The organism is Azospirillum sp. (assembly GCF_035628975.1).
Taxonomy (GTDB): domain Bacteria; phylum Pseudomonadota; class Alphaproteobacteria; order Azospirillales; family Azospirillaceae; genus Azospirillum.
The window spans coordinates 1-15658 of the sequence record NZ_DASPIS010000066.1; the positions used below are offsets into that span (position 1 = coordinate 1).

Here is a 15658-nt window from a genome sequence, read left to right on the forward strand (position 1 = left end):
CGGCAGCCGCGACCATGAGCGGGTGGAGAAGCTGATCGGCTGGGTCGAGGAGATGAAGCAGGCCTTGGAGATCCCGGCCTCGATCCAGGCGGCGGGGGTGCCGGAGGCGGCGTTCCTGGCGCGGGTCGATGCGATCGCCGAAGCCGCCTTCGACGACCAGTGCACCGGCGCCAATCCGCGCTATCCGCTGGTCGCCGAGATCAAGCAGCTGCTCATCGACAGCTACTATGGACGCGCCTATGCCGAGCCGGAGAGCGACCGGAGCCCGGCGGTGCTGAGCGTGGTCGGCCAGACGAAGACGGCTGCCGAGTAACCGCCAAGCGCAACCTTACGTGACCATCGGGGGCTGTCGGGCCGGGATGAGAATCCCGCGCCCGGCGGCCCCCGACTGCGTTCCGGTCAGGTGCCGGACGCAACAGGTTGCCGCCCCGGCCCGTTGATGAAGGAGGACCATGTCCAACTCCATCGAGCAGGAGCCGCCATGACCAAACGCTATTTCCCGCCGAGCCACGAGATCAACGAAGGGGCCGACATTCCCGGTGCGGCAGGGAAGGGCGGCGCTCCGGGAGCGTCCGCCCGGCGGACGACGGTGCCGGACACCGGTGGCGGACTGAGCGGTGGAAGCGACGCCGGCAACACCGGTGCCGGGCATGCCGGCGGCGATGTCGAAAGCGGCGGCGTCACCCGCAGCCCGGACAAGCCGGCGAAGCGGCGCCGGTAGCCGGCATATCAGACCGGCAGCTCAGACGCCTTCGCCCTGCTGCCCCTGCTGGGTCAGGGTGGCGATGAAGCGCTGGGTGCGTTCACGCTCCGGGTGGGTGAACAGCTTGCGCGAGGGGCCGGTCTCCACCACCTCGCCGCCGTCGAGGAACACCACCTCATGGGCGATGCGCGAGGCGAGGCGCAGGTCGTGGGTCGCCATCACCATCGTGGTGCCCTCCGCCGCCAGCGTGCCCAGCACCTCCACCACCTCGCCCGAAAGTTCGGGATCGAGCGCGGAAGTTGGCTCGTCGCACAGCAGAACGCGGGGCGACGGGGCCAGCGCGCGGGCGATGGCGACGCGCTGCTGCTGGCCGCCCGACAGGGTCGCCGGCCACGCATCGGCCTTGTGGGCCATGCCGACCTTGTGCAGCAGGGCCATCGCGCGCTCCCGCGCCTTTTCCGCCGGCCATTTCTGCACGGTCACCAGCCCTTCCATCACATTCTCCACCGCCGTGCGGTGGGGGAACAGCTGGAAGTTCTGGAACACCATGCCGGTCTGGCCGCGCAGCCGCTGGATGTCCTTCCAAGCGGGCTTGCCGCCGGGCTGGAAGGCCAGTTCCTCCTCGCCGATGCGCACGCTGCCGGAGGTCGGGATTTCCAGCAGGTTGATGCATCGCAGAAGCGTGCTCTTGCCGCCGCCGGACGGGCCGATCAGGGCGGTGACGCGCCCTTCCGCCACCGTCACGGACACGCCCTTCAGCACGGTCAGATCGCCGAAGCGCTTTTCGATGTTCGACAGCCGGATCACGACTTCGCCTCCAGGAAACCGCCATACTGGCCGAGCCGGCGTTCCAGCCGGACCTGCAGCGCCGACAGGACGGAGCTCAGCGCCAGATAGATCAGCGCCGCCTCCACATACAGGATCAGCGGCTCGTAGCTGGTGGCGACGATGCGCTGGGCCGCCTGGAACAGCTCCGGCACCGTGATGGCGGCGGCGAGCGAGGTGTCCTTGACCAGCGAGATGAAGGTGTTGGACAGGGGCGGCACCGCGACGCGGGCGGCCTGCGGCAGGATGGTGCGGCGCATCGCCTGCGACCAGCTCATGCCGATGGAATAGGCGGCCTCCCACTGCCCCTTCGGCACCGATCCGATGACCGCGCGGATGATCTCGGAGGTGTAGGCGCCGACATTCAGCGTGAAGCCGATCAGCGCCGCCGGGAAGGCGTCCAGCACGATGCCGGCGCTGGGCAGGCCGTAGAAGATCAGGAACAGCTGCACCAGCAGCGGCGTGCCGCGGATGATCCAGACATAGAAGCGGACGATGGCGGCGAGCGGCGCCGGCCCGAACAGACGGACCACCGCCGCCACCAGCCCGACCGTCAGGCCCAGCGCGAAGGAGGCCAGCGTCAGCGGCACGGTGAAGACCAGTGCCGCCCACAGCAGCGACGGAAGCGAGTCCGCCATCAGGGTAAGCCAGTGCAGCAAGGGGGAAGGTGCCTCTCGTGGTGAAGGAACGACAATGCCCCCGGCCCGGATGGGGCAGGGGGCATTGGGAACTGTCCGGTGCTTGGCCGGCCGTTACTTGGAAACGTCGGCGCCGAAATACTTCTGCGAGATCGTACCGTAGGTGCCGTCGGCCTTCATGGCGGCCAAAGCCTCGTTGATGGCGGCGACCAGCTTCGCCTCGCCCTTGCGGACGATGATGCCGGACTGGTCGGCATTGTCCTGGGTCGCGGCGATCTTCACGTTCGCGTTCGGCTTCTGCTTCTTGAAGTCCAGGAAGGACAGGCTGTCGTTGACCGTCGCGTCGGCCCGGCCGTTCAGGACCAGTTGGATCGACTGGTCGAAGCCGTCGGTGCCAACCAGCTGCGCGCCCGACGCCTCGGCCAGCTTGCCGAAGTTGCTGGTCAGCGACTGCGCCGATTTCTTGCCCTTCAGGTCGTTGAAGCTCTTGATGGCGTCATTGTCGCCCCGCACGATCAGCACCGCGCGGCTGGTGATGTAGGGATCGGAGAAGTCGTACTTTGCCTTGCGCGCCTCGGTGATGCCGACCTGATTGATCACGGCGTCGTAGCGGCGGGCGTCGAGGCCGGCGATCAGGCCGTCCCACTTGCCTTCCAGGAACTCCGCCTTCACGCCGATGCGCTTGGCGACCTCGCGCCCGATCTCGACGTCGAAGCCGACGAGCGCGCCGGAGGCGTCGTGATAGGTGAAGGGGGCATAGGTGCCCTCGGTCCCGATCTTCATCACGCCGTCCGCCTTGATGCGGTCGAGGTCGCTCTGGGCCTGGGCGGCGGAGACGGCGGCGACCTGCAGAAGGCCGGCGACGAGAAGCGATTTCAGCCAATTCATCGGTTGATGCCCGGTGTTTGGGGATTGGATCTTGGGTTGGTCCGCCACCTTGGGCGCATTTTTGCGCTGGACGGTTACCGTCACGCTACAGGAAAGAATATTCCCTAACAAGGGAATCCAATACCTATTTAGCACATATCAACTGTGCTTTGTGTGTACCGCAAACGGATCCGTCTGGAAAATCACGGACCTGTCCGGCTTTCGCCGCCATCGGCGTAAACACCTCGGAACCGGAATTAATGCGGGTTAATGAACCCCGCCTTGTCATTGATAATGACTATCATAATCATCTGGGGGACGTCACCGGTGCGACGCCGCGCCAGCCCTCTCCAGGATATTCCCCGATGCCCGACACCTCCCTGCCTTCCATCGAGGCGCCCACCGTCACCGACACCGCGACCGGCCATCTGCGGCTGGAGGTGGACTGGCCGGCGGTGCTGCCGCGCCTCGACGTCCTCGGTCCGGTCCGGGTCGTCACCGCCAACCGCGCCATCACCCATGAGAAGGTCGGCCGCTTCGGCAATGTGTCCGGCAACGGCCATGCCATCATCGTGCTGAACCGCGAGATCGATCTGCGGATCTTCCCCCGTCACTGGTGCCGGACCGCTTACGATCCCGCAGTCGGCGCCATCCTGATCCGCAATGCTGCCGGGCAACCGGTCCATGCCATCCATCGCACGGCCGATACCGATGCCGCGGCCTGGGACGCCTTCCTGGACGAGCACCGGGCGGATGGCGACTTGGCCGACGAGGTCGAAAGCGGCGAACCGCCGGTCCAGACGGTCGCCACCGTCCCGGCCGACATCGACGTCGCCGGCCTGCGTGCCGCCTGGACGGCGATGGCCGATGTCCATGAATTCCACGGGATGCTGAAGCGGTTCGGCGTGGCCCGCCTCGACGCCATGCGTCTGGCCGGCGGCGAGTTCGCCCGCGAAATTCCGCTTACGGCGGTGACCGGACTTCTGGAATCCGCCCGCGGCGACCGGATGGAGATCATGATCTTCGTCGGCAATGCCGGCTGCATCCAGATCCACACGGGCACGATCGCCACGCTGCGGACGGACGGGGCTCTGCTCGGCATCGACGATCCCGGCTTCCGCCTGCACGTCGACACGGCGCGCCTGTCCAGTGCCTGGGCGGTGTTCAAGCCGACCGACAAGGGCGGCATCACCACCGTCGAACTCTACAACGCGCAAGGCGAGAACTGCGCGATCCTGTGCGGCCAGCGCGACGAGGACAAGCCGGAACGGACGGAATGGCGCACGCTGGCCCGGTCGATGCCCGACCTGCCGGGCGTCGGCTGAGGTGCGCGAGCCCATGATGATGCGCGCGCTCCCCCGCCGACTGCCGGCCCACCGCCTTTTCGCCGTCCTCGCCATTGGCTTTGCCGCCGGCTTGACGGCGCCGGCCGCCGGGGCGGCAGAGGGGATGGCGAAGATGCGCCTCGTCACCATCGGGGCGCCGGTGACCGAGCTGGCCTTCGCGCTGGGGGCCGGCGATGCGGTGGTCGGGCGCGACACGGTCAGCCGCCAGCCGGCCGCGGCGGCGGCGAAGCCCGATGTCGGCTATATGCGAACCCTGTCGGCGGAGGGGCTGATGTCGCTCGCCCCCACCCATGTGCTGGCCGTCGAGGGGGCCGGGCCGCAGACCGCCTTCGACCAGCTTCGCGCCATGGGCGTGACGGTGGAGATGGTGCCGGAGGTCTCCAACCCGGTCGGGCTGACCGCCAAGATCGCCGCCGTCGCCCGCGCCCTGGGCCGCGAGGAGGAGGGCAGGCGCCTGACCGCCGAATTGGCCGGCCGGCTGTCCGCCCTGTCGGCCGAGGCACAGCAGGCCGCCGGTTCCGGCAAGGCGGGAGCCCGCATCCTCTGTCTGGTCGGCGGCGGTCCCGGCGGCATGATGGCGGCCGGGCGCGGCACCGTGCCGGATGCCCTGATCGCGCTTTCCGGCGGACGCAACGCCATCGACAGCGACCGCGACTTCCCGCCGCTGTCGGCCGAATCCGCGCTGGCCGCCGAGCCGCAGATCCTGCTGGTCAGCCGCGCGCTGGTGGAGCGGTCCGGCGGGCTCGACGGCCTGCTCTCCCTGCCGCAGCTGGCGATGACCCCGGCGGCGCGCGACCGCCGCGTCCTCCAGATCGACGGCGCGCTTCTGGTCGGGCTCGGTCCGCGCACGCCGGAAGCGGTCGAGGCGCTGCTTCGCGCCCAAACCGGGAAGGCCGGGCCATGAGCGGCAGCGCCAGCCTGTCCATCGCCGGCGCGCCCGCCGCCCGCCGGCCTCGCCTCGGCCCCGCCCTGGGGCTGCTGGGCGTTGCGCTCGCGCTCGCGGTCCTGATCGCCCTGTCGAGCGGCAGCATCCCGCTGCCGCTGAACCGGGTGCTGTCGCATCTGGCGCAGGCGGTCGGCCTGCCGGGCGAAGTACTGACCAGCCGCGACGCCGCGGTCCTTTACACCCTGCGCCTGCCGCGCATCGTGCTGGCGGCGGCGGTCGGCGTGACGCTGGGCGTCGCCGGGGCCTCGCTGCAGGCGATTTTCCGCAACCCGCTGGCCGATCCCGGGTTGGTCGGCGTGTCGAGCGGCGCGGCGTTCGCCGGGTCGGTCACCATGATGCTGGGGGTTTCGGGTCTGGGTCTGTCGCGCAGCGGCCTGTCGCTGTCCACCCTGCTGCCGGCGACGGCCTTCCTGGGCGCGCTGGCCGCGACGATCCTGATCCTGGCGCTGGCGCGGCGCGACGGGCGCTGCTCCGCCACCGACATGCTGCTGGCCGGCATCGCCGTCAACGCGCTGGGCGCCGCCGGCATCGGCCTGTCCAGCTATCTTGGCGACGATCAGGCGCTGCGGCAGATGACCTTCTGGATGATGGGCGGCTTCGGCGGCGCCGCCTGGACCCACATCGGGCCGGCGCTGGTGCTGATGCTGGCGGCGACCGCCGGACTGCTCGCCAACGCACGGCGGCTCGACCTCTATGCGCTGGGCGAGCGTGACGCCTTCCTTCTCGGCCTGGAGCCGCACCGCTTCGCCGTCCGCACCGTTCTGCTGGTGGCGCTGGGGGTGGGGGCGGCGGTCGCCGTGTCCGGTTTGATCGGCTTCGTCGGGCTGGTGGTGCCGCACATGGTCCGGCTGTGGCTGGGGCCGGCACACCGCAGGCTTCTGCCGGCGACGGCCCTGGCGGCGGCGACCCTGCTGATCCTGGCCGATACCGCCGCCCGCAGCATCGCCGCCCCGGCCGACGTGCCGGTCGGGCTGCTGCTGGGCGCCGTCGGCGCGCCAGTCTTCCTGTGGCTGCTGCGCGCCCGCGGCGGACGCTCGTTCGGTTGAGGAGCTTTCATCTTGCTGCAAGCCGAGCATGTTTCCTTCGCCGTGGGCGGCCGCCGGCTGGTCGACGGCGTGACCGTCCATCTGGTACCCGGTCGGCTGCTGGCGATCCTCGGTCCCAACGGTGCCGGCAAATCGACCCTGCTGGCCCTGCTGTCGGGCGAGCGCCGTCCGACCGGCGGCGCCGTCCGCCTCGACGGGCGCGATCTGCGCAGCCTGCCGGCGCGGCTGCTTGCCCGACGCCGGGCGCTGGTCGGCCAGCATCCCTCCGCCGGCTTCGCCTTTTCGGTGGATGAGGCGATCATGCTGGCGGTCGAAACCGCGCCCTGCAGCGCGGCCGACCGGCGGCGGCTGATCGCCGAAAGCCTGCGGGCCGCCGATGCCGAGGGCTTGCGCGACCGCCTGCTGCCCCAGCTGTCGGGCGGCGAAAGCCAGCGCGTCGCCTTCGCCCGCGCGCTCGCCCAGCTTGCGGCCGGAGCGCTCCACCGCGACGGACCGGACGGATCCCCCTTCCTGCTGCTGGACGAGCCGACCGCCAGCCTGGATCCGGCGCACCAGCATCACCTGCTGCGGGCGGCGCGGAGCTGGATGGAGCGGACCGGCGGCGCCTGCGCCGTGGTGCTGCACGACATGACGCTGGCCGCCCGCTATTGCGACGACGCGCTGGTGCTGGCGGACGGGCGCGAGGCCTGGAGCGGTCCGATGTCCGCCCTGCCGGTGCCGGTTCTGGAACGGGTCTTCGCCACCCGCTTCGTCCGGATGCCGGCGCCGGACGGGCAGGGGGCCGTCTTCGCCACCACCGGCCAGCCGCCCTCCAACCAGCCGTCAGGAGGATCGTAAAAAAATTGTTCCGCTGACAAAAGCCCCGCAAGGGGAGAAGGGCTTCAGAGACGAAACGTTCTCGCTTCAGTTCCAAAAGCAGCCCCCCGGCCCAGTTGGCATCCAGGCTGGACGGCGTAAACGCGACTGATTATTAATATCACTTTCCGAGGAGGGAGGAGGCGTTGCGCGTTCTGGTCGTCGAGGACGATGAGGCCGTCAGCTATTGGATCGGGGCCAAGCTCAACGGCTCCGGCCACTCCTGCCGCTTCTCCGGCGACGGCGAGGAGGCGCTGCGCCTGCTTGCGGAAGAGGCGTTCGACGTCGTGGTGCTCGACCGCATGCTGCCGAAGCTCGACGGCATGGAGGTGCTGAAGCGGCTGAACGGCATGCGGCATCCGCCGGTGCTGGTGCTGTCGGCGTTGGACGAGACCTCCGACCGGGTCGCCGGGCTGCGCGCCGGGGCCGACGATTACCTGGGCAAGCCCTTCGACTTCGCCGAATTGCTGGTGCGGCTGGAGCATCTGTCCCGCCGCCATGGGCAGGCGATGGCCGCCCCCGGCGACCTGCTGACCGTCGGCGATCTGGTGATGGACGTCGCCCAGCGGCGGGTGACGCGGCAGGGGGTGCCGATCGAACTGACCGACAAGGAATTCCGCCTGCTGCACATCCTGATGAGCAATCCGGGCCAGACGGTGACCCGGACCATGCTGCTGGAAAAGGCCTGGGGCTACGGCTTCAACCCGCCGACCAATCTGGTGGAGGTGCATGTCTTTAAGCTGCGCAGCAAGATCGACAAGGATTTCGATCCGCCGCTTCTGCGCACGGTGCGGGCGATCGGCTATGCGCTTGGTTGAGCGGCTTCCTGCCCGCATCCGCCCGCTGCTCGACACCCGCAGCTTCCGCCAGACCATGACCATCGGCGCCGTCTTCGTCGTCGTCACCTCCGGGGCCGTGATGTGGAGCCGCAGCCTGCTGACCGATCTGGTCAAGGACCATGTCGTCGAGCTGCTGGAACGCGACACCGCGACCCAGCGCCAGCTCGGCCGCTTCGGTGACGCCCTCGATCTGGCCGCCGACCTGCGCCGCCGCGCCCAATTCGAAACGGAGACGGCGCGCAAGCGGCTGGTGCTGGATGCATCGGGACGGCTGCTCTACGGCGACGACGCGACGGCGGCGCGGTTGCTGGACGTGCTGTCCTGCGACCCGGCCCGTCTCGCCTCCTGCCCGACGGGGCTGGTCGAACGACGGGGCAAGGACGCCACCGACGGCTGGAAGATGCAGGCGATGGTGGTGGCGCTGCCCGACGGCGGACGCTTCATCAACGCCTACGACATCCAGCCGATGCTGAGCCAGATGCGGGCGGTGCCGCTGGCGGCCGGGGTCGGTGTGCTGCTGTTCCTGCTGACCAGCCTGACCTTCGGCGTCTATTTCAGTTCCGGCACGCTGCGCCGGGTCGGCGCGATGAGCGAGGCGCTCGCCGCCTATGCCGGGGGCGACCGCAACCGCCGGATCGACGTTGGCCGGACCGACGACGAGTTCGCCGGCCTCGGCCGCGAGATCAACCGCACGCTCGACCGCGTCAACCGGCTGGTGGAGGAGGTGTCGAGCGTGTCCAGCAGCATCGCGCATGAGCTGCGCACGCCGCTGACCCACCTGCACAACCGGCTGGCGGGCATCGCCGAGGACTGTGCCGACCCCGAAATCCGCCGCGCGCTGGAGGACGGCATCGAGGAGACCCGGCGCATCCAACAGCTGTTCCGCGCCATCATGCGGCTGGGCGAGATCGAGACCGCCCGCTGCAGCCTGAGCATGGAACCGCTGGAGGCGGTGCCGCTGCTGGAGGAGATCCGCGAATCCTACCTGCCGCTGGCGGAGGAGGCGGGCGTCGCGCTGTCCGTCTCGGCCGAGCCGGGGCTGCGCATCCGCGGCGACCGCAGCCTGCTGTTCCAGGCCGTCGCCAATCTCGTCGACAATGCCCTGAAATATGCGCCCCAAGGCCGGGAGATCCGGCTGTCGGCCGGCATTCGCGACGGCTGGGAGGAGCTGTGCGTCGCCGACCGCGGGCCGGGCCTTGTCCCTGGCCAGCGGGCGTTGGCGGTCCAGCGCTTCTTCCGGCTCAACCCGCAGGACGGGGTGCCGGGCTATGGGCTCGGCCTGTCCATCGTCGGCGCCATCGCCACGCTGCATGGCGGCGGGCTGCTGCTGGACGACAACGCGCCGGGGCTCCGCGTCACCATCCGGCTGGGCCGCCATGCCCAGATGGAGTGATCGGATGGAGTGACGAGACCGGTCACATTAAGCGGCGTTAAGGGAAGCACGGTTGAGCTTAAACGCGACTGCGAATTATTCTCATAAATGTCATCGGACAGTCGCCTGTCCCCTCCCGTCCTGCCCATTCGGATCCCGCCATGACCGCACAGAACACCCCCGCCGCCAGCCAGGATGCAGCATTGGAGTCCCTGCGCGCCCGGCTTCTTGCCGAACCCGGCGGGGTGCTGGAGGCGGTGGCGGCGGAGACCGGCGTCAGCCTGTGCGCCGTCGTCGACTGCCTGCCGGCGGCCATGCGCAGCTTCGTCCCCGGTTCGGCGGCGGAGGCGGCGATGACCGACATCGCCGGATGGGGACCGATCACCTTCCTGGTGCACAGCGCCGATCTGGTCCTGGAATGCAAGGGACCGCTGCCGCGCGGCCAGTTCGGGCGCGGCTTTTACAATCTGGCCGGCGGCAGCCCGATCGGCGGCCATATCCGGCTGGACCGCTGTGCCGATCTCGCCTTCGTCCGCCGTCCCTTCATGGGCAGCGGCGACAGCTGCGCCGTGATCTTCTTCAACGGCGACGGCGAGGCGATGTTCAAGATCTTCGTCGGCCGCGACGAGAAGCGCCAGCTTCTGGCCGATCAGGTCGACCGCTTCCTGGCCTTGCGCGACCGGCTCTGCTCGCCGTTTGAGGGTTGAACCGTTCCGCATCCGATCAGACCATGGGCCTCCCTCGGTCGTCATCCCCGCGAAGGCGGGGATCCAGGCTTTCCAGTGCAAGGGCTTGCAAAGTTTGGATTCCCGCCTGCGCGGGAATGACGGCCGAAAAAGCAACTTTGCCGCTCTGCGCCCAGCAGCTGCGAATAATAATCAATAGCAAAACTGACATCACCGTGCCGGCCGGGTCCGGCGTGACCCCAAAAAGAGCGAGGAGAGACAGAGATGACCGCAACCCCGAGCATTCCGCAGCGGATTGCAGGGACTGGACGGCTGCGCCGGGTGCTGTGGCTGTCGGTATCGGCGCTGACCCTGGCCGGCGCCGGTGCGGCGCTCGCCCAAACTGCGGTGCAGTCGGCAACGCAGACGGCCGCCGCCCCGCAGGCGGGCCAGCCGGCGACCGTGCTCGATGCCGTGACCGTCTATGGCGAACGCGGGGAACGGCGGCTGGACGAGGCGACCTCCACCATCTCCGTGATCGGGGAGGAGCAGATCGAGACGCGCGGCCTGCACCGCCTGCAGGATCTGACGCGCTACGAGCCGGGCGTGACGGTCAGCAACTCGCCGGCCCGGGCCGGGGCCGGCGGCTTCGCCATCCGCGGCATCACCGACAACCGCGTGCTGATGCTGATCGACGGCACCCGCCTGCCTGAAACGCCCAAATCCGCCGGTCCGTCCGCCGGCTACAGCCGCGACGCGGTGGACCTCGAGTCCCTCAAGCAGGTGGAGATCGTGCGCGGTCCGTCCTCCGCCCTCTACGGGTCGGACGCGCTGGGCGGCGTCGTCGGCTACGTCACCAAGGATCCGGCCGATTACCTCTATCCCGGCAAGGACTTCTACGCCTCGCTGAAGGGGGCCTACGACAGCGTCGACAGCTCCTTCTCCGAAACCGGCACCGCGGCGATGCGTGCGGGCGAGTTCTCGCTCCTCGGTCTCTTCACCCGCCGCGACGGTGAGGAGTACAAGTCCAAGGACAAGAGCTTCCGCAACCCGCAGGACTATCAGGTCAACAATGGCCTGGCCAAGCTGGTGTGGGAGCGGGGCCCCGACAAGGTGACGCTGACCGGCGAGTATTTCCACCGCGACACCGACACCACCTTGCGCAACGACGTCGCCGCCGCCGCCAGCTACATCTTCTCGATGGCCCCGCCGCGGACCACCCGCGGCACCGTCGCCAATTCGGTCAGCGACGACGAGGCGGCGCGCTGGCGCATCGGGCTGGAGCATTCCCACGACGCCCCCATCGGCTTCATCGACCATCTCGACTGGCGGCTCTACGCCACCGGCTACGACCATCAGGAAAACCGCACCCGCACCGCCGGCGTCGCCACCTCCACCAACACGCTGTTCCCGGCCCGCTCCACCCTGCGCGAAGAGACCAACAACGAATCCGAACAGCGCATCTTCGGCGGCGGCGTCAACATGCGCACCGATACCAGCTGGTTCGGGCTGCCCAACCGCCTGTCCTACGGCTTCAGCGTCGATCACATCCGCACCGAGCGCATGCGCGACGTGACGCTGACAAACACGGCGACCGGCGCCAGCGCCAAGAGCTACAACGGCGACACCTATCCCAGCCGCACCTTCCCCAACACCAGCACCCTGATGCTGGGCGGCTACCTGCAGGACGAGGTGACGATCGACCGTCTGCGTCTGGTGCCGGCGCTGCGCCTTGACTATTACCGGATGAACCCGGAGTTGGACGCGGCCTATCTCGCCTCCAACCCGTCCTCCACCCCGTCGAAGCTGGACAAGCTGGCGCTGTCGCCGAAATTCGGCGTCACCTACGAGCTGACCCGCGAATATTCGCTGTTCGGCCAGTATGCCCACGGCTTCCGGGCGCCGCCCTATGACGACGCCAACCTCGGCTTCTCCAACCCGGCCTTCGGCTACGAGGTTCTGCCCAACGCCAGCCTGAAGCCGGAGACCAGCAACGGCGTCGAGGCCGGCTTCCGTGCCAAATACGCCGACGGCTCCAGCTTCCAGGTCTCCAGCTACTACAACCGCTACAGCAACTTCATCGCCCAGCGCGCGGTCGGCCGCAGCGGCGCCGGCCTGCTGCGCTACCAGTCGCAGAACATCTCCAAGGTCGAGATCTTCGGCGTCGAGGGCAAGGGTGAATGGCGCTTCCGGCCGGGCTGGTCGCTGTTCGGCGCGGCGGCCTTCGCCCGCGGCTTCGACCTGGACGCCAAGACCGCCATCGACGAGGTGGCGCCGCTGACCGTGAACGCCGGCCTGTCCTACACCGCGCCGGACAATTTCTGGGGCGCGGAGGTCGTCACCACCCACGCCTTCGCCAAGAAGGCGGACGACGTCAGCAGCTCCACCTACCTGAAGGCGCCAGCCTACACCACCGTCGACCTGTCGGCCTATCTGAACCCGACCGAGCACCTGTCGCTCGGCGCCTCCGTCAAGAACCTGTTCAACCAGGAATACTACAACTACATCAACGTGGTGAGCGTGGCCGAGACCTCCACCGACCGCCGCCGCTACCTGGAGGCCGGACGCTCCTTCCTCGTCCACGCCACCGTCAAATGGTGATCTGAGCCAGAGGCAGGCGGGCAGGCGAACGGCCGGCGCGCTTCCTTCGCCGCTGCTGGCCCAAGCGGGGCTACACCTTGGTTCAGCAGGCCATTTCACGAATCATCGCGTAGGGTCGCTCGGAAGGAATTTTCCATGGAGCGTCCCGGATGACCGATGCCGCCACGCCGACCCGGGGATCGGACCAGCAGCCGTCCCTACCCCCGCCTCCCCCTCCCCCGGCGGCACCGCCGCCGGTGGCCTGGAGCCCGTGGGTGGTGCGGCTGGCGGTGCTGGGGCTGGCCGTTCTGCTGGTGGTGGTCTTCGCCACGCGCTGGGACCGCTGGGTCGGATCGGCGGTCAGCCAGTCCACCAACGACGCCTATCTGCAATCCGACATCACGCCGCTGTCGGCCCAGGTGTCGGGCATCGTCCGCGACATGCCGGTGGGGGATTTCCAGCGGGTGCGGATCGGCGATCCGGTGGCGGTCATCGTCGACGACGATTACCGTGCCCGCGTCCAGCAGGCGGAGGCGGCGCTGGCGGCGGCCGACGCCGCCATCGCCCAGTTCGACATCCAGAAGCGCACCCAGCGCGCCTTGGTCGATCAGGCCGAGGCCAACGTCCATGGGCTGGAGGCCGATGCATGGCGGGCGCGGCTGGAGGAATCGCGCCAGCATTCCCTGACCGAACAGGGTCTGGCCGGTACGCTGCAGGCGCTGCAGCAGGCCCAGGCGACATCCCGCCGCGCCCAGGCGGCACTCGAGGCGGGCCAAGCACTGGTCGACCAGCAGAAGGCGGCGCTCGACGGCATCGACGTGCAGGTCCGTCAGGCCCAGGCCACCCGGCTGCAGCGGCAGGCCGACCTCGATCTCGCCCGCATCACGCTGGACCGCACGACGATCCGCGCGCCGGCCGACGGCATGGTCGGCCAGCGGCAGGTCCGTCCCGGCCAGTATGTCGCGCAGGGCAGCCAGATCATCACCCTGGTGCCGCTGCCGTCGGTCTGGGTGATCGCCAACTACAAGGAAACCCAGATGACCCGCATCCGGCCCGGCCAGCCGGCGACGGTGCGGGTCGACAGCTTCCCCGACACGCCGCTGACCGGCCGGGTGGCCGGCGAATCCCCGGCCAGCGGCAGCCAGTTCGCCCTGTTGCCGCCCGACAACGCCACCGGCAACTTCACCAAGATCGTCCAGCGCATCCCGGTCAAGATCGCCCTGGACGATCCCAACCCGCTGCGCGACCGGCTGCGGCCGGGCATGTCGGTGGTGGTGACCATCGATACCGAGGGCGAGACGGAAGGCGGCGCAGAAGGGGATACCGCGAAATGAGCGCCGACCTCGCCGGAGCACGGCCGCCGGGCCGCTTTCCGCTGCCGTTCCTGCGGCGGGAGGCGGCGCCGGTCATCACCCACCATCCCGTCATCGGGCTGCTGGGCGTGCTGCTGGGCGCGCTGATCTCCACCCTGACCGCGCGCGTCACCGCCTTCGGACTTGCCGACATCCGCGGAGCCATCGGCGCCGGCTTCGACGAAGGGTCGTGGATCCCCACCGCCTACACGGTGGCGCAGATGCTGGTGGCGCCGGCCGCCGCGTTCCTGGGGGTGGTGTTCGGACCGCGGCGGGTGCTGCTGGTGTCCTCCGTCACCTACGGGCTGGCGACGCTGGCCCTGCCGCTGACCGGCACGCTGACCGGGGTGCTGACCTTCCAGGTGCTGGCCGGCCTGTCGTCGGGCACCTTCATCCCGCTGACCATCGGCTTCATCGTCCGCAACCTGCCGCCGCGCTATCTGGTCTACGGCATCGCCGTCTACGCGATGAATGTGGAGCTGTCGCTGAACTTCTCCGCCTCCATCGAAGGCTGGGTGATCGAGAATCTCGACTGGCGCTGGCTGTTCTGGGACACGGCGCTGCTGGCGCCGCTGATGGCGCTCTGCGTCCATTTCGGCATGCCGGCCGAACCGGTGCGCCGCGACCTGCTGAAGGACGGCGACTGGTGGGGCATCGCCTATGCCAGCCTCGGCTTTGCCCTGCTCTATGCCGGGCTGGACCAGGGCAACCGGCTGGACTGGTTCAATTCCGGCCTGATCACCGGGCTGTTCCTTGGCGGCGGCCTGCTGGTCGCCGCCTTCATCGTGCAGGAGCTGACCTGTCCCAAGCCCTGGATCACCTTCAGCGCGCTGTTCCGCGGCAACATCCCGCTTCTGTGCCTGCTGCTGGTGCTGCTGCGGCTGGTGATGCTGTCGACCGCCTTTCTCGTCCCGCAATTCCTGATCACGGTGAACAATTACCGGGCGCTGGAGGTGGGGGACACGCTGCTGCTGATCGCGCTGCCGCAGTTCCTGCTGGCGCCGCTGGTCGGCACGCTGCTGCGCCATGCCGATCCGCGCGTGCTGATGGCGGCCGGCTTCGCCGCGGTGGGTCTGGCCTGCTGGCTGGCCTCGCACCTGACGGCCGACTGGGTCGGCGCCGATTTCCTGCCGTCGCAGATGCTGCAGGCCTTCGGCCAGTCCTTCGCCATGACCTCGCTGATCTATTTCAACATCAAGAATCTGAATCCGGCCTACATCCTGGCCTTGGGCGCGCTGCTGCAGACCTCCCGCCTGCTGGGCGGCGAACTGGGCGCGGCCTTCATGCAGACCTTCGTCCGCATGCGCGAGCAGTTCCACAGCTTCCGCCTCGTCTCCGACGTGGTGGCGGGGGATCCCGACACCGTCCGCCGGCTGGCCGGCACCGCCGCCGGCATCGCCGCGCGTTCCGCCGGAAACGAGGAGGCGTCGTTGCGCGCGCTGTCGCTGCTGTCGTCGGCGGTGCGCAAGCAGGCCTATGTGCTGGCGTACATCGACGGCTTCATCGTGATCGGCTGGTTCATCGTCGGCGGGCTGCTGCTGATCGCGCTGCTGCGCCCAACACCCAAACAGTGACGCCCCGCGCGTCGGGCACAGGGCGTCACATATCCACTCGGAAAGCGGAG

At 69.1% G+C, this 15658-nt stretch carries 14 protein-coding genes and 1 pseudogene; 12 read left to right on the plus strand and 3 right to left on the minus strand.

All coding sequences use genetic code 11. The annotated features are described in order from the left end of the window. Positions 1-313: pseudogene (locus VD964_RS14870) on the plus strand (iron-containing alcohol dehydrogenase); the annotation flags it as partial. 168 nt (positions 314-481) lie between these two features. Next, entirely contained in the window at positions 482-721 is a 240-nt protein-coding gene (locus VD964_RS14875) for a hypothetical protein (RefSeq protein ID WP_324869339.1), read from the plus strand. A gap of 21 nt (positions 722-742) precedes the next feature. Here the strand turns inward: VD964_RS14875 and VD964_RS14880 are convergent, their stop codons facing one another. The 3 genes from VD964_RS14880 to VD964_RS14890 all read right to left on the minus strand — a co-directional run bounded on the left by VD964_RS14880 (position 743) and on the right by VD964_RS14890 (position 3054). Continuing rightward, positions 743-1510: an amino acid ABC transporter ATP-binding protein gene (locus tag VD964_RS14880; protein ID WP_324869340.1), complete on the minus strand. Its 768-nt coding sequence runs from the start codon at positions 1508-1510 to the stop codon at positions 743-745. Further along, positions 1507-2166: an amino acid ABC transporter permease gene (locus VD964_RS14885; protein WP_324869341.1), complete on the minus strand. Its 660-nt coding sequence runs from the start codon at positions 2164-2166 to the stop codon at positions 1507-1509. The genes VD964_RS14880 and VD964_RS14885 overlap by 4 nt, the downstream gene beginning before the upstream one ends. A 114-nt stretch (positions 2167-2280) precedes the next feature. Continuing rightward, positions 2281-3054 carry an amino acid ABC transporter substrate-binding protein gene (locus VD964_RS14890; protein ID WP_324869342.1) on the minus strand — a complete coding sequence of 258 codons (774 nt, stop codon included), beginning with the start codon at positions 3052-3054 and terminating at the stop codon, positions 2281-2283. A 344-nt stretch (positions 3055-3398) separates the two neighbouring features. Here VD964_RS14890 and VD964_RS14895 point away from each other — a divergent pair, with 344 nt between their 5' ends. The 10 genes from VD964_RS14895 to VD964_RS14940 all read left to right on the plus strand — a co-directional run bounded on the left by VD964_RS14895 (position 3399) and on the right by VD964_RS14940 (position 15608). After that, on the plus strand, positions 3399-4358 hold the full coding sequence (locus VD964_RS14895) for a ChuX/HutX family heme-like substrate-binding protein (RefSeq protein ID WP_324869343.1): 960 nt from the start codon (positions 3399-3401) through the stop codon (positions 4356-4358). A gap of 13 nt (positions 4359-4371) precedes the next feature. After that, complete coding sequence (locus VD964_RS14900; protein ID WP_324869344.1) at positions 4372-5283, plus strand: heme/hemin ABC transporter substrate-binding protein; 912 nt, start codon at positions 4372-4374, stop codon at positions 5281-5283. Beyond that, positions 5280-6371, plus strand: coding sequence for an iron ABC transporter permease (locus VD964_RS14905; RefSeq protein ID WP_324869345.1), 1092 nt, complete (start codon positions 5280-5282; stop codon positions 6369-6371). Before VD964_RS14900 ends, VD964_RS14905 begins: the two co-directional genes overlap by 4 nt. A 12-nt stretch (positions 6372-6383) precedes the next feature. Further along, positions 6384-7208: an ATP-binding cassette domain-containing protein gene (locus tag VD964_RS14910; RefSeq protein WP_324869346.1), complete on the plus strand. Its 825-nt coding sequence runs from the start codon at positions 6384-6386 to the stop codon at positions 7206-7208. Between the two features lie 164 nt (positions 7209-7372). After that, entirely contained in the window at positions 7373-8044 is a 672-nt protein-coding gene (locus tag VD964_RS14915; RefSeq protein ID WP_324869347.1) for a response regulator transcription factor, read from the plus strand. Beyond that, the gene (locus VD964_RS14920) at positions 8031-9458 is read left to right on the plus strand and encodes a HAMP domain-containing sensor histidine kinase (RefSeq protein ID WP_324869348.1); all 1428 of its coding nucleotides are present in this window, start codon (positions 8031-8033) and stop codon (positions 9456-9458) included. Before VD964_RS14915 ends, VD964_RS14920 begins: the two co-directional genes overlap by 14 nt. Positions 9459-9598: 140 nt before the next feature. After that, the gene (hutX, locus tag VD964_RS14925; RefSeq protein ID WP_324869349.1) at positions 9599-10144 is read left to right on the plus strand and encodes a heme utilization cystosolic carrier protein HutX; all 546 of its coding nucleotides are present in this window, start codon (positions 9599-9601) and stop codon (positions 10142-10144) included. A 243-nt stretch (positions 10145-10387) separates the two neighbouring features. After that, the gene (locus tag VD964_RS14930; protein ID WP_324869350.1) at positions 10388-12703 is read left to right on the plus strand and encodes a TonB-dependent hemoglobin/transferrin/lactoferrin family receptor; all 2316 of its coding nucleotides are present in this window, start codon (positions 10388-10390) and stop codon (positions 12701-12703) included. Positions 12704-12852: 149 nt separating this feature from the next. Continuing rightward, positions 12853-14016, plus strand: a complete 1164-nt coding sequence (locus VD964_RS14935) for an HlyD family secretion protein (RefSeq protein ID WP_324869351.1) — start codon at positions 12853-12855, stop codon at positions 14014-14016. Then, positions 14013-15608: an MFS transporter gene (locus VD964_RS14940; RefSeq protein WP_324869352.1), complete on the plus strand. Its 1596-nt coding sequence runs from the start codon at positions 14013-14015 to the stop codon at positions 15606-15608. The genes VD964_RS14935 and VD964_RS14940 overlap by 4 nt, the downstream gene beginning before the upstream one ends. Positions 15609-15658: the final 50 nt, after the last annotated feature.